The organism is Acinetobacter sp. RF15B, assembly GCF_007558235.1.
Lineage (GTDB): Bacteria > Pseudomonadota > Gammaproteobacteria > Pseudomonadales > Moraxellaceae > Acinetobacter > Acinetobacter lwoffii_C.
The window spans coordinates 216873-231113 of the sequence record NZ_VLSR01000001.1 but is presented as its reverse complement, the minus strand read 5'-3'; the positions used below and the strand labels follow the sequence as shown (position 1 = coordinate 231113).

General features: G+C 45.0%; 16 protein-coding genes. 14 read left to right on the top strand and 2 right to left on the bottom strand.

Annotated elements, in window-relative coordinates; all coding sequences use genetic code 11:
- Positions 1-146 precede the first annotated feature (146 nt).
- The 7 genes from ruvB to pal all read left to right on the top strand — a co-directional run bounded on the left by ruvB (position 147) and on the right by pal (position 6987).
- Positions 147-1154 carry a Holliday junction branch migration DNA helicase RuvB gene (gene ruvB, locus E2K74_RS01085; protein ID WP_151205911.1) on the top strand — a complete coding sequence of 336 codons (1008 nt, stop codon included), beginning with the start codon at positions 147-149 and terminating at the stop codon, positions 1152-1154.
- 508 nt (positions 1155-1662) lie between these two features.
- Positions 1663-2070, top strand: a complete 408-nt coding sequence (gene ybgC / locus E2K74_RS01080) for a tol-pal system-associated acyl-CoA thioesterase (protein ID WP_151205506.1) — start codon at positions 1663-1665, stop codon at positions 2068-2070.
- 27 nt (positions 2071-2097) lie between these two features.
- On the top strand, positions 2098-2796 hold the full coding sequence (tolQ, locus tag E2K74_RS01075; protein ID WP_151205910.1) for a protein TolQ: 699 nt from the start codon (positions 2098-2100) through the stop codon (positions 2794-2796).
- Positions 2796-3245 (top strand): protein TolR, encoded by a 450-nt coding sequence (gene tolR, locus E2K74_RS01070; RefSeq protein ID WP_151205909.1) that lies wholly within the window; start codon positions 2796-2798, stop codon positions 3243-3245. The genes tolQ and tolR overlap by 1 nt, the downstream gene beginning before the upstream one ends.
- Positions 3246-3248: 3 nt before the next feature.
- On the top strand, positions 3249-4871 hold the full coding sequence (gene tolA / locus E2K74_RS01065; protein ID WP_151205908.1) for a cell envelope integrity protein TolA: 1623 nt from the start codon (positions 3249-3251) through the stop codon (positions 4869-4871).
- Positions 4872-5076: 205 nt separating this feature from the next.
- Positions 5077-6360, top strand: a complete 1284-nt coding sequence (gene tolB / locus E2K74_RS01060; RefSeq protein ID WP_171480648.1) for a Tol-Pal system beta propeller repeat protein TolB — start codon at positions 5077-5079, stop codon at positions 6358-6360.
- Between the two features lie 54 nt (positions 6361-6414).
- Positions 6415-6987: a peptidoglycan-associated lipoprotein Pal gene (pal, locus tag E2K74_RS01055; protein ID WP_151203543.1), complete on the top strand. Its 573-nt coding sequence runs from the start codon at positions 6415-6417 to the stop codon at positions 6985-6987.
- Positions 6988-7064: 77 nt separating this feature from the next.
- Here the strand turns inward: pal and E2K74_RS01050 are convergent, their stop codons facing one another.
- Entirely contained in the window at positions 7065-7244 is a 180-nt protein-coding gene (locus E2K74_RS01050; protein ID WP_151203547.1) for an NF038105 family protein, read from the bottom strand.
- Between the two features lie 184 nt (positions 7245-7428).
- Here E2K74_RS01050 and E2K74_RS01045 point away from each other — a divergent pair, with 184 nt between their 5' ends.
- The 7 genes from E2K74_RS01045 (at position 7429) to E2K74_RS14515 (ending at position 11811) form a co-directional block, all read left to right on the top strand.
- Positions 7429-8403: a class 1 fructose-bisphosphatase gene (locus E2K74_RS01045; protein ID WP_151205906.1), complete on the top strand. Its 975-nt coding sequence runs from the start codon at positions 7429-7431 to the stop codon at positions 8401-8403.
- 49 nt (positions 8404-8452) lie between these two features.
- Positions 8453-9229 carry a TrmH family RNA methyltransferase gene (locus E2K74_RS01040; RefSeq protein ID WP_151203539.1) on the top strand — a complete coding sequence of 259 codons (777 nt, stop codon included), beginning with the start codon at positions 8453-8455 and terminating at the stop codon, positions 9227-9229.
- Between the two features lie 165 nt (positions 9230-9394).
- The gene (locus E2K74_RS01035) at positions 9395-10009 is read left to right on the top strand and encodes an RNA polymerase sigma factor (protein ID WP_151203537.1); all 615 of its coding nucleotides are present in this window, start codon (positions 9395-9397) and stop codon (positions 10007-10009) included.
- Positions 10006-10323: a hypothetical protein gene (locus tag E2K74_RS01030; protein ID WP_151205905.1), complete on the top strand. Its 318-nt coding sequence runs from the start codon at positions 10006-10008 to the stop codon at positions 10321-10323. The genes E2K74_RS01035 and E2K74_RS01030 overlap by 4 nt, the downstream gene beginning before the upstream one ends.
- On the top strand, positions 10313-10720 hold the full coding sequence (locus E2K74_RS01025) for a DUF3106 domain-containing protein (RefSeq protein ID WP_151203533.1): 408 nt from the start codon (positions 10313-10315) through the stop codon (positions 10718-10720). The genes E2K74_RS01030 and E2K74_RS01025 overlap by 11 nt, the downstream gene beginning before the upstream one ends.
- Before the next feature lie 143 nt (positions 10721-10863).
- Complete coding sequence (locus E2K74_RS01020) at positions 10864-11613, top strand: IS30 family transposase (protein WP_151205904.1); 750 nt, start codon at positions 10864-10866, stop codon at positions 11611-11613.
- A 60-nt stretch (positions 11614-11673) separates the two neighbouring features.
- Complete coding sequence (locus E2K74_RS14515) at positions 11674-11811, top strand: hypothetical protein (protein ID WP_153228200.1); 138 nt, start codon at positions 11674-11676, stop codon at positions 11809-11811.
- 19 nt (positions 11812-11830) lie between these two features.
- Here the strand turns inward: E2K74_RS14515 and E2K74_RS01015 are convergent, their stop codons facing one another.
- Positions 11831-14239 carry a CSLREA domain-containing protein gene (locus E2K74_RS01015; RefSeq protein WP_151205903.1) on the bottom strand — a complete coding sequence of 803 codons (2409 nt, stop codon included), beginning with the start codon at positions 14237-14239 and terminating at the stop codon, positions 11831-11833.
- Positions 14240-14241 lie beyond the last annotated feature (2 nt).

Genomic DNA, 14241 nt, shown 5'->3' with positions numbered 1-14241 from the left:
TATCCTCAATCTAACAAAGGGTTTTGTTACTTTTGCCCTGTCAAAAGTAAAATACCGCCTACGCAATGGCCGTTAAACACAAATCATTATTTGAGGCTGTCCCAACAGCATCAAACAGCTTCAATAAAGAGATGAATTAAATCGATATGCAAGACCGTCTCATCAGTGGTTCTGAAAAACCCGAAGATCATTTTGATCGTGCCATCCGTCCGACCTCCCTCGATGACTACATCGGTCAGCCCGTGGTCCGTGAACAAATGGAAATCTTTATTGGCGCTGCTCGTGGCCGTGAAGAAGCCCTCGACCATACGCTTATTTTTGGTCCTCCCGGCCTTGGAAAAACCACACTGGCCAATATTATTGCCCGTGAAATGGGCGGCAACTTAAAATCCACTTCAGGCCCAGTGCTGGAACGTGCGGGTGATCTGGCAGCGATGCTGACCAACCTTGAAGAGGGTGATGTTTTATTTATTGATGAAATTCACCGCCTTTCCCCAGTAATTGAAGAAATTCTATACCCAGCGATGGAGGACTATCAGCTAGACATCATGATTGGTGAAGGTCCGGCTGCCCGTTCAATCAAACTGGATTTACCTCCATTTACACTAGTGGCGGCAACCACACGGGCTGGTCTGCTGACCTCTCCCCTACGTGACCGTTTTGGCATTGTGCAGCGTTTAGAGTTCTATTCTGTTGCTGAACTGACCCATATTGTGTCACGTTCAGCCAGCTTAATGGATGTCCCAATGACAGACGATGGTGCAAAAGAAATCGCCCGCCGTGCCCGTGGCACACCACGTATTGCCAACCGTTTACTGCGCCGCGTACGTGACTATGCACAGGTCAAAGGCACTGGTGAAGTCACTCAGGACATGGCACAACGTGCGCTGGATATGTTGAATGTCGATAAAGATGGCCTGGATACTTTAGATCGCCGTTACCTGTCGATGTTACTGGAACGTTTTGAGGGTGGCCCTGCGGGTGTTGAAGCCGTGGCAGCGGCCATGGCAGAGGACTCCGGGACTCTGGAAGATGTGATTGAACCTTACTTAATTCAGCAAGGTTATGTCATGCGAACTGCACGTGGACGTATTGCCACCAATATGGCGTATTTACAATTTGGCATGACTCCACCTGAACCAAAGGATAAATGACGGGAAGGGAGTACATACTCCCTTATGGTTTTCAGTCAATATTGAGCATTTTCATATCATCCTGTCCTTATGGGTAACGCAGAGAATCCTTAGCGTTTGTCAGTCGTGACTTGGGTAAGAAACCAAGTTATTCATATCGGATAGACCAGGTATATACAGTTATGCTCTGAGCACTGCCAAAATATTTGCCTTCATTAAAATCACCCAGCAGACTCAAATGAGCTAAAAACAGAACAACACAAGCGGATTTCCCCCTATTCAGATATAGATGAGTCAAGGTACTCACCCTGCTAAGATTGCCTCATAAATAAGCAATTGACTGCGCTCTACAGACGCAATAACGTGCCGACTCAGATTTGACATCTTGTGCCATTGGTCTCAAGGCTCACAATGCTAAACTTTGACGCGCTAATTTGCTTGGCTTCAGGAGGGAATAGAGTAGATTTCAAACCTTGCCCCACCTTTTAAAACAAGCAAATATTTCGTAAAACCTGCATGGAACAAAACTATGGCGAATCACTTTGAATTCAATATCCGCGTCTATATTGAAGATACTGATGCGGGTGGCATTGTCTATCACGCCAACCATATTCGCTATATGGAACGTACCCGTACCGAATGGTTACGTGCGGCTGGCGTCAGTCATTACTGGCATCAGTCTGACTATAACTTTGTTGTGCACAAAATTAGCGTGAAGTATATGCGTCCAATTTTAATGGATGATTTAATTACTGTTACTGCACGTGTCATTTCATGTAAAGCTTCATCATTTGTATTGCAACAAAATATTTATCGTGGTGAAATCATGCTTGCATCTGGCGAGGTAGAGTTGGCATGTATTAGTGCAGAAATGAAACCGCGTCGACTTCCAGATGAAATACGCGAACTGATTCGAAAAGAATTGGAACAAGACTAAAAAAATTAATTGGCACACGTAACAACTATGGCAACTCAGTTAGAATCATCTCTTCAAGTTTCAGATCTTATTTTACAAGCAAGCCCTGTCGTACAACTGGTGATGCTTTCTTTGCTGTTAGCCTCATTGTACAGCTGGTATCTGATTGCCAAGTTATATATGAGCTATAAAAAGGCTCAGGCTGAAGACCAGCATTTCCAGAAAATTTTCTGGTCAGGTGCCGAACTGAAAACCTTATATAACAATGCCCAGCTAAATTCTAAACGTACCGGTCTTGAAGATATTTTCTATCAAGGTCTGGGTGAGTTCCTGAAACTGAAAAAGCGTCATGCGCCGACTACCCAGTCCATTGAAGGGACAGAGCGTATTCTGCGTGTCGGCCTCAGTCGTGATCAGGGACAACTTGAACAGGGATTGGGAGCTTTGGCCAGCATTGGCTCAGTTGCACCCTATGTCGGTCTTTTTGGTACGGTCTGGGGCATCATGAATGCCTTTATTGGCTTGGCTGATGTCGAGCAGGTAACGCTGGCGACCGTTGCACCAGGCATTGCAGAAGCGCTGATTGCTACAGCCATTGGCCTGTTTGCAGCAATTCCAGCTGTATTGGCTTTTAACCATTTCACCGCTAAAGGCGAAACCCTGTACTCAGATCGTGCCCTGTTTGCCGAAGAAATGGTGGCGCTGCTGCAACGTCAGTCGGTGGGCGTAACACAGGACACGAACTAATGGCTATTCAAGGTGCAGGACGCTTTGCGCGTATTAAAAAACCACTGAAAAGTGACATGAATGTTGTACCTTATATTGATGTCATGCTGGTACTTCTGGTTATTTTCATGGTGACGGCTCCCATGATTACCAGCGGTATTAAAGTTGACTTGCCTCAGGCCAATGGCCTACCCATCGAATCTAAAGATGCACCCACTATTGTCACGCTGAAAGAAGATGGAACCTATTATCTGGACTACAAAAACCAGACCACAGGCCCAGTCACACTAGCTGAGTTGAGCCAGACTTTGGTGAAAGCGCAGACCGAGGCTGAGAAGAATAACAAGCTGCTGAATGTCGTGATCAACGGTCACACCACCCGTCCTTATGGCGATGTCATGGCGCTGATGTCGAGCCTGCAAGATGCCGGTCTGTCCCAAGTCGGTTTACTGACCAAACCATTAGAATAAAGTATGAAAAATTATCAGAAACCACCCTTTCAGCAAAAAGCAGTGGCGATTGGATTTACCTTGGGAATCCACGCTGTCGCTTTGGTGGGCCTACTTTTTCTGGGCATGAGTAAGCCACCCGAACCACCAAAACAGATCAAAACGGTCCTGATCAAAACTGAGGACTTAAAACCGCTGACTCACGAAAAAACCGAGTTTGAAGAAACAGCCCATGAAAATGTGGCAGAAGAAATTACCCAAACAGCTGAACCGAGCGTAGAGCCTGCCCCGGTGGTTCCAACAGCAGCTGCACCAACCCCTCCGGCACTGCAACCTGCACCATCACCACCACAGATCGATATTCAAAAAGCCCAGCAAGAAGCGAAAGCAGCAGAGCTTGCTCAAGCCAAGGCCGCCCAGCAAGCAGCTGAAGCTGCAAAACGCGCGAAAGCAGCCGAACAGGCTAAAGAGGCAGCTGCTAAAGCCAAAGCTGAGTCAGCGCAGAAATCCAAAGCTGAAGCCGACGCTGCTCGTAAGGCCGAGCTTGACGCACAGCGTAAAGCCGATGCTGCAAAGGCGAAAGCTGACGCGGAGGCCAAACGTAAAGCTGATACCGATGCCAAAGTCAAAGCTGAGGCAGATGCAAAACGTAAGGTGGATGCGGATGCAAAACGTAAAGCTGAGGCGGATGCAAAACGTAAGGCAGATGCTGATGCCAAAGCAAAAGCCGATGCGGCAGCTAAAGCCAAAGCCGATACTGCTGCAAAGGCGAAAGCCGAAGCGGAGGCAAAACGTAAGGCAGATGCTGATGCCAAAGCAAAAGCCGATGCGGCAGCTAAAGCCAAAGCCGATACTGCTGCAAAGGCGAAAGCCGAAGCGGAGGCAAAACGTAAGGCAGATGCTGATGCCAAAGCAAAAGCCGATGCGGCAGCTAAAGCCAAAGCCGATACTGCTGCAAAGGCGAAAGCCGAAGCGGAGGCAAAACGTAAGGCAGATGCTGATGCCAAAGCAAAAGCCGATGCGGCAGCTAAAGCCAAAGCCGATACTGCTGCAAAGGCGAAAGCCGAAGCGGAGGCAAAACGTAAGGCAGATACTGCTGCAAAGGCGAAAGCCGAAGCGGAGGCAAAACGTAAGGCAGATACTGCTGCAAAGGCGAAAGCCGAAGCGGATGCCAAACGTAAGGCGGATGCCGATGCAAAAGCTAGAGCTGACGCGGATGCCAAACGTAAAGCAGATGCCGATGCAAAAGCCAAAGCTGAGGCAGATGCAAAACGTAAAGCGGATGCCGATGCGAAAGCCAAAGCTGAGGCAGATGCCAAGGCTTCAGCAGCCAAACAGGCGGCTGAAGAAGCTGCTCAGAAAAAAGCAGAATCAAAACGGATTGCGTCTACTGCAAAACGTGATTTCGAAAATAAAATTAAACGTGCTTGGGATACTCCAGTGGGATCATCAGGTCAGCGTGCTACTGCTCGTGTGACCTTAAATGATAATGGTGGTGTGGTTTCTGTCATCGTAAACTCAAGTGATGCAGACATGAAAGCCAGCGTAGAAGCTGCAGTTCGTGCTGCTGCGCCGTATCCGATGCCTTCAGATCCAGATGCACGCCGAGAAGCACGAAGTTTTACCTCAACCTTCACAGCCCAATAAATAAAAAATCCAGCCATCTTCCAGAACAGGGGTGATGGCTGGATTTTTAAGTTAGACTTTAATTAAAATAGACTGAAAAATATTCGCTTTTCACAGTCGCATAACAGTTTGGTGATAAATTCATGGTTTTATTCACATAAATCCATGCGATGATGTAGCCCGATCACCTTAGAATAACGCCGTTGATTTGAGTAAATAACGAATGATGGAAAAGACTCGCAAACACCTACTCTGCCTTGCCCTTATGACCGCCCTTGGTGCAGTGACGGCGAACCAGTCACAGGCCCAGCTGCATCTGGAAATTACCAAAGCCCCTGAAGCAGCGCCTAAAATTGCCATCGTGCCTTTTAGTCAAGACCAGAGTATTTATCCGATTGTAGAAAATGACCTGAATCGTTCTGGAAAATTTACCAGTGCTTCAAAAAACCTGCCTGCGACAGCGACCCTCAACACCCCTAATGCAGAAGCTTGGGCATCTGCTGGCGTACCTTATGTTGTAACGGGTTCATCTAAAACCAATCCTGATGGTTCGTTTAGCATCCAGTATCAACTCTATAATGTTGAAAAAAGACAATATTTACTCAATGAATTACTCACTGTTCCCGCCTCGCGTACCCGCCAGGCAGCGCATATGATCAGTGATGCAATTTATCAGGCATTAACAGGAATTGCAGGTGACTTTAGCGGCCGTATTGCTTATGTGCTGCGTAACCCGGCCACACCGGAACAGCGTTATACCCTGCAAATTGCCGATACCGACGGTGAACAGCCAAAGACCATCTTGACCTCACGCGATCCGATTTTGTCACCAGCCTGGACACCGGACGCGAAAAAAATTGCTTATGTATCTTTTGAGACCAAGCGCCCTGCTATTTATGTACAGGAACTGGCTACAGGTCAACGTGAAAAACTGGCCAGCTTCCGTGGCTTAAACGGCGCGCCAAGCTTCTCGCCAGATGGCAAAACTATGCTGTTTACTGCCTCCATGCACGGTAATCCGGAAATCTATCAGATGAATCTGGAAACACGCCAGTTACAGCGTATGACCAATGATAGCTCAATTGATACCGAAGCCCGTTATGCACCAGATGGCAAATCCTTTATCTTTACATCAGACCGTGGGGGTTCTCCGCAGATCTACCGTTACGACCTGGTCAATCAAACCACCAAACGCTTAACCTTTCGGGGTGCCTTTAATGCTCGCGCAACTTTAAGTGCTGATGGGAAAAAGCTTGCCTTGGTACATCGCCCAAGCGGCAGTAATTATAAAGTAGCGGTACAGGATATAAACTCTGGTGTAACCAATATCCTGACTCCAACCAGTCTGGATGAATCGCCAAGCTTCTCGCCAAATGGGCAGATGGTGGTTTATGCCACACGCGAAGGCGCACGTGGTCTGCTGTCAATCATGACCTTGGATGGCCGCTTTCGCATGAATTTACCAAGTGAAACCGGTGAAGTTCGTGAACCGGCTTGGGCACCCAGATAACAGTTTAATATTTAAAAATGCTTTACCCCATAATCAACCTTCATGGAGATGAAGATGAACAAAGTAAAATTATTTGCGCTTCCTTTACTTGCAGCAGCCGTAGTGATGACGGGTTGTGCAAGCCGCAAGCCTGCCGCTGAAGTACAGACCGGCAACCTGGATACTAGCGGTAGCACGACCGTCAATACTCAAGGCTTGAGTGAAGATGCAGCATTAGGTGCACAAAACATGGCTGGCGCATCATCCAAAGGGGTGACGGCTGAGAATAAGGCTTATCTTGCAAAGCGCGTTGTACACTTTAACTATGACAGTAGCGAACTCAGCAATGACGACATTCGCACGCTTCAGGCCCATGCCCAGTTCCTGATGGCCAATGCTAACTCCCGTGTAGCCTTAACCGGTCACACAGATGAACGCGGTACACGCGAATACAACATGGCACTGGGTGAACGCCGTGCTAAAGCGGTTGAAAGCTTCCTGATCACCACTGGTGTCAATACCAACCAACTGGAAGCGGTCAGCTATGGTAAAGAAATGCCGGTGAATCCAGGCCATGATGAAAGTGCCTGGAAAGAAAACCGCCGTGTTGAAATCAATTACGAAGCCGTTCCGCCATTGTTGAAATAATCATTACCACACTCTAAGCCCAATAAAAAAGCACTCAATCGAGTGCTTTTTTATTGCATGAAGATTTGAAGATGAGGTCATCCCTGCTCTTCCTCAGCAGGTTGCATCGATTCAATCATGTCATGCTTATTGAATTTTTTATATTCAGGCTTAGCCTCATAATCCTTCCAGGCTTCTTTCATCTTGTCTTCAGAAATCTCATCCAAATTAATTGCCTCTCCTGGCGTCGGAGTCGCATCAAACTTTAATACCGTCATCTCTGTGCTCCTATATACAACTTTTTCCTTTGCCTTCAACATAGCACTTTCCAGCAGAGTTGCAAGGGCAAAATCACAACAAATAACCCAGTTTAATTGTTCTTTTCAAGCGTTCTCATCTAAAATGTAGCCGCATATCGTTTTGATCATTTTTTCCTGATTTAAGTCTTGGAGCTTTTCTCTTATGTCATACCGCACCTTATCCCAGTTTTTACAACAACAAAGCGGGAACCTCACACCTGAACTTGCACAAGTAATTGAAACAATTGGGAATACATGTAAGCGTATTGACCAGCTTCTGCAAAAAGGTGCTTTAGCAGGTATATTGGGAAGCGCCCAGCTTGAAAACGTTCAAGGCGAAGAGCAAAAGAAACTGGATGTCATTTCCAATGATTATCTGATTGATGCTTTGCAACAGCACCCGCATGTCGGCGGTCTGGCCTCGGAAGAGCTGGATACCTTTACACCTGCACAAGAAAATGGTCAATACCTGGTCTTGTTCGATCCACTCGATGGTTCAAGCAATATCGACATCAATATGTGTGTAGGTACTATTTTCTCGGTTCTGCCTGCAAAAAATGCGGTAACTCAGGCGGAAGATTTCATGCAGGCTGGTGTACATCAGGTTGCTGCGGGTTATGTGCTCTATGGTCCATCCACCATGATGGCGCTGACTGTGGGTGCCGGTACCGTATTCTTTACTTTTGATCCGGAAAGCCAGGAGTTTTTACTGACTTCTGAAAATATTCAGGTTGCAGCCGATACCCAAGAATATGCAATCAATGCTTCAAATCAGCGTCACTGGGAAAAACCGGTACAACGTTATATTGATGAACTGCTCGCGGGCAAAACTGGCCCACGTGAAAAAGACTTTAATATGCGCTGGGTGGCCTGTATGGTAGGTGATATTCACCGTATTCTGTGCCGCAGCGGGATTTTCATGTACCCATACGACCTGAAAGATCCTAAAAAAGCCGGCCGTCTGCGTTTAATGTACGAAGCCAATCCAATGAGCATGTTGATGGAACAAGCAGGCGGTACATCAACAACGGGCCGTGTACGCATTCTCGAAATCGAACCCACAGATTTGCATCAGCGCGTGCCTGTGATTATCGGTTCAAAAAACGAAGTTGAGCTTGTCACCAGCTACCATCATTAATTTTTAAACGGCAGTTGATGATCTGATCGACTGCCGTGGACTTTTCCCTATGCCAACCATCTTCCTTGAATCCAAAGACAATCCTAAAATTAAACACCTGCGTGGTTTAATTGAGCAGAATTCTTATCGTAAAAAACAAGGGCAAACCGTGCTTGAAGGCACGCACCTGTGTCTTGCATGGTTACATGAAAATAAAAAAATCAACTCCATTTTCACAACTGAACACGCCTTGGAGCATCCTGATTTCGATACGATTTTAAAAAAATACTCAGGCGTGGTATTCGTGATTGGTGAATCACTCTATAAAGATTTAAGTACCTTAGGTACTTCTCTGGCCTGTCTGGCGATTGTAGATATTCCAAGCTCAAGCCAGACCTTGGACTACACGGCAGACACCCTGATTCTGGAAAATGTGCAGGACCCGGGCAATGTCGGCACCCTGTTACGTTCTGCTGCCGCGGCCGGTATTGATCAGGTAATTTGCACCAAAGGTTCAGCCTCACTCTGGTCACCACGTGTACTACGTGCAGGTATGGGCGCGCATTTTTCTTTGCAAACTTTTGAAAATATTGCCCTGGAAGAGGTACTGCAAAACTTCAAGATTCCAGTGTATGTCACCAGCTCACATCGTTCTAGCAACCTGTATAGCAAGGATCTGCGTAAAGCCTGTGTCTGGATTCTAGGCAATGAAGGCCAAGGGGTATCAGATTATGCCCTGCAACATGCAGAAGCCGTGGCTATTCCGCAACCGGGTGGACAGGAATCCTTAAATGTTGCGATTGCCGGGTCAATCTGCTTCTTTGAAATGGTCCGTCAACGTATCTAGATGAGTATTTAGGTTACATTGTTTTAATTCCAACCCGTGTATTTGTAAAATAGATTACACTACAAAAATAATAAGTTTTATTGTCAACCGAATCATTAGTCCCAGCGTTATATATATAAAGTTGGGAATAATGGTGGGTGTCCAATGACAGGGTTTTCCATCTCTATGGATTTAGCACCAAAACCGTTACAGTCACAAGAGGCAAGTATTCTAAAGAGTACCGCGGAGTCTCGCTTAAAGAATTTCATGCAGGATGTGACTGGTCGCGCTTTGGTCATGATGGAAAGTGCAACTCAGGATCAGCATGGCATTGCCATGGATCTGGTTCAGGAAGCCTTTATTGCCTTGCATAAATCCTATGCTGAAAAAAGCACTGAAGAATGGTATCCCCTGTTTTATACGATCCTTAACAACAAGTTGCAGGATTGGCGCCGGAAAGAAGCGCGTCGGCGCCAGCCATTTTCCTTTTTTAAAAAAGTCAGCCTCGATGACGATGAGATTGAATTCGATCATTTGGTAGATGAATCAACACCATCCCCACTCGAGTTTTTGGATCAGGCGGTTACTGCTGAAGAAATTCAGGAGGCCATTGCCAAGTTACCGTTACGTCAACAACAGGCATTTATGCTTAGAGCTTGGGAAGGCTTTGATACTCATACCACGGCACAAATTATGAACTGCAGTGAAGGAAGTGTAAAAACTCATTATCACCGTGCTATTCAAGGACTGCGTGCCTCTTTAGCACATTTAAATCCATATCTGGGAGGGTCATCCGAATGAAAGAAGATGATTTCTTAAAGCAAGTAACTTCCAAACTTGATGGACTGGCACAACACCATAAAGACAAACCGGTGGTGATGCACCATGTTCTTGATGAAATTCAGGAATCTAAACATTCACGTTTTGCATTTCTAAAAATGTCTGGTTTTGCTCTGGCAGCCGCAATTGCAGGTGTAATCGTTTTACCGAATATTGCTACCCAGCATGAGCCACAAACCCAAACTGTTTCAGTACCCAAACTCTCTCCACAAATGCTGGAAGATTTAGAAATGCTAATGGTTTTAGGTGAGGACAAGGTTCCCCATGGCAGCTAAAAGATTAGCGATTGCGTTCTGCGCATTTAGCTTTTTACAAACCAGTTTTGCAGGGGTTGAACGTTTCTGGATTTTTTCCAAGGACGCGCATACTCAGGTCAATGATACCTGGGAAGATCTGTCTGATTCTGAACAACTGGCCTTGATTAAACGCTATCAGGCCTTGAAGGAAATTCCGGAACAGCAACAAATTAATTTGCAGCAACGTCTAGACTGGTTTACTCAGCTTCCTGAGACTGAAAAACAGAAAATGCGTGAAACCTGGCAAATGATGAGCAGCCAGGAACGTAAAGAGCTAGGTTTACGGATGCAAAAGGCCAAACCTGAAGAACGTCTGGCCATTCGTGAAGAATATATTCAAAAATATCAGCAATTGACTCAGCCCAGCTCTCACTGAAATCTAAAGAATATTAAAAGCCTCTAAATAGAGGCTTTTAAAATCTTGGATTCTCAAATGAAGTGCAACAGAGATTAAATTATTGGAAGAAAGCAAGATGAGCTAGCATTTTGCTTCCGACCGACCAAAGTCAAAGTTGCATCATGAACTATACTCATCTTACTCAAGAAGAAAGATATCAGATTTCCACATTGTTACGTGAAGGTTTTTCTAAACGTTATATCGCCTGGAGGCTAAATCGCTCACCTTCCACTATTTCCAGAGAAATAGCACGCAATCGGGCAAGGAATGGTTATTTCGCTAAACACGCCAATAAATTAGCTCGCAGACGGCATTGTCCTAATCCTAAAAGAATCCCTTATGATACTTGGGTACAAGTCATGGCTTATCTTGATCTCCAATGGAGCCCCGAACAGATTGCTTCTCATGTTTCAGTCAGCCTGCATTCCATATACAGGTTTATACAGCAGGATAAAAGCAGAGGTGGTGTGCTCTTCCACAACTTACGTTTCAGAAATCAAAGGAAGAGAAAATATGGCTCTATCGAGACTCGTGGCCAACTGACAAACCGCAAAAGTATCCATGATCGACCTGCTGAGATTGAGCAGCGCTCCCGCTTCGGTGATTTGGAAATAGATACGATTGTTGGCAAGAACCACCAACAATCCCTGGTTTCAATTGTAGATCGGAAGACAGGTTATCTTTGGCTGAAAAAGTGCAGCACGCGCAAGGCTGAGGAAGTTTGCCAGGCTACGATCAGATTATTGGAACCGATCAAAGCGCACCTAAAAACAATTACCGCGGACAATGGTAAGGAGTTCAGCCTGCATGAGTATGCTGCTCAGGAATTAGATGTCGACTGGTATTTCGCTGATCCCTATAGCGCCTGGTAGCGAGGAACAAATGAAAATACGAATGGATTGATCAGACAATATATTAGAAAAGGCAGTGACTTGAATGACTATACGGATGCATACATTGCAGAAATGACTCAGCGCTTGAATCATCGTCCAAGAAAAAGACTCGGCTTTAAAAGTCCGAGTCAGGTATTATGGCAACAACATGGTGTTGCGCTTCAAATGCTAATCTAAGAATATCAGAAGGTTGTGATTATTTTTTCCAGCGGCGATAGCCAACTAAACCAACCAAGCCAAGCAGCCCGAAAATACCGAAAGAGCCGCCACCACTAGAAGTATTATTGGTGTTCTTCAGCGTATTGCGTAGTAAAATCTCTGCATCAGCAGACATCAGCCCATCGGCATCAAATATATTATATATAATCGTATAGTCTGCCTGACTTAAACTATTTTTCACTTTAAAAGTCAGTTGGCCGCCATAGCATCTCTCACCTTGATAATCACCTGGGCAAGGACCTTCACGTTCAGCACTAACACTTACTCCTGCCGGCATTTTAATCCGGATAGGAATTTCTAGCCCGTCGTTATTCCGATAAAAAGCCGGTTTGCCATTAATCGCAGGTCCATCCCCATCATCACTGTCATTTTCCAAAGGATTAACAGTTACGCTGAGATACTTATCAGGGCTAATGGCATAGACATCACTCTTGATAATGGGCTGAATATTGGCAAAAGTAACCTTTAAAATTCCCGAGCTACTCGCTCCTGTCTTCTTATCTTTCAAGGTGTATTTACAGAATTCCATATCATTAGCATCAGTTACTTTCCCATCAGTACGATACATGATGATCCGTTGAAGATCCGGCTTCCATTCACACTTTAAATTCGGATCTTCTGGATGACCTGTTACCGTAAGTGAATCCCCCTCCCCTGTTAATCCACCTACGCCCAAAGACTTCACTTCAACATCATAGTTTTGCGCATTAAGCGCTTTAATGATAATTTCTTTGGCTTCCAAGTTTTCCTGTGGCATCGCCAGCTTAAAAGGGTCAATATAAATAGCGCGATATTTTTGGTGCTGCTTGGTATATTTGAGCAGCTCTTCAAACTCTCTTAACTCTTCTTTTAAACCTGGAAGCTCTTCTGGCAAAGTATCCTTATGATTCAGAATAGATTGAAGATCATCAATATTTTTTTGGTAAGAATTCAATAGCTCTGTTAACGATACATTTTTAAGTCCGACTATATCTGCTGCAGTAAAACGCCGCATTTCAATCGAGCCAATGTCACAGGTATTTCTTGCAGCTGGATTGAAAAGCAAAGTGGCATCAACGACACGCTCAATCCCGCGCTGATCGTTTTCAATACAATTCTTGTCTCCAATATCAACCAGATCTGTATCAGTTTGATTATCAACTGGATAATACATACCTAAATAACGGTTATTGATCGAGGGCTCTATAAAAGGCGTCAACAGCTTTTCAAGCGCTGTATTGGATACATCAATATTGGTTGAGACCTTTTCTTTCTCCAGCTCTGGCAATACACACCTTGATTCCCCAGCTTGCTCTATTGCATTGAAATCGCTCGTGAAAGAAATTTTTGGTGCTGGGGGAGGACTTCCTGCATTCAATGCATATTCACAAGATAAACCTTTATTAAATGCCAAAACATTGTGTTTAAGCGTTTTTACTCCCAAGTCATCATAATATAAAACTGATTTTGCTACGTTTTCTACAATTGTATTATTAGAAGCATTAAGCACTGAGCTACTGGTTAAAGGCCGGCTTAAATGATGGGCCATACGCAGAATGTAGCCTTGGGCACTGGCAGTATTTTGGGCAATGGTTGAATTTTGGATATTTACTTTAGCTGCGCCACAAAAATCTAGAATACTCGCTGTATGACTGGAACCATTTTGAATCAGACTGCTTCGGATAATATCCACCACCGTTTGGGTACTGCCTAAATTTCCACTGCAATCCATGGCCAAGATGCTGCCATACGTATTTGCCACATTGTTGCGAATTAAAGAATCTACTATCTGGATATTTTTTTCATTATTCAAGGCAGTCGCATAAATTGCTCCTCCTTCTGCCTCTGCTTTAGACCCTACAATTTCACTATTAATCACGCCTAAAGGCCCCGCGACATAAAATGTGCCCCCATTGCCCTGATCATAAGAATTTTTCGTCGCATAACCATCCTTTAATATAAGGTTCTGGATATTTAAGCTCACCTGACTTTCTAAGGTGTTAAATAGTCGGGTCTTACTTTGACCAGAAATGGTGGTTTTCAGCGCTTCACGGGTAGGATATAAAAAAGTGATCGGGCTTTTTGTATTATAGCTATAGGGGGATTTACCATAGATCTTCACTGCTGACTCTACAATCAGTTCACGGTCTAGCTTATATTCACCCGCCTCAAGCTGAATGACATCAGCTGCACTCCCATCCAGTCGGAGTGTACGTCCAACATTACACCCCCCATAAGACTTATCCAGCTTTGCAGTTTTAATCGCTTCACGTAAAGAGCAAGCTTTAGAATTTTCCCCATCTTCATCTAACAGTGTGGTGACATAAATAGTTTTATCTTCAGCTGCCATCAAACTCATGGCAGATAAAATCATGACTGCAAGCAATCCTTTTTTATAATTTTTCATGA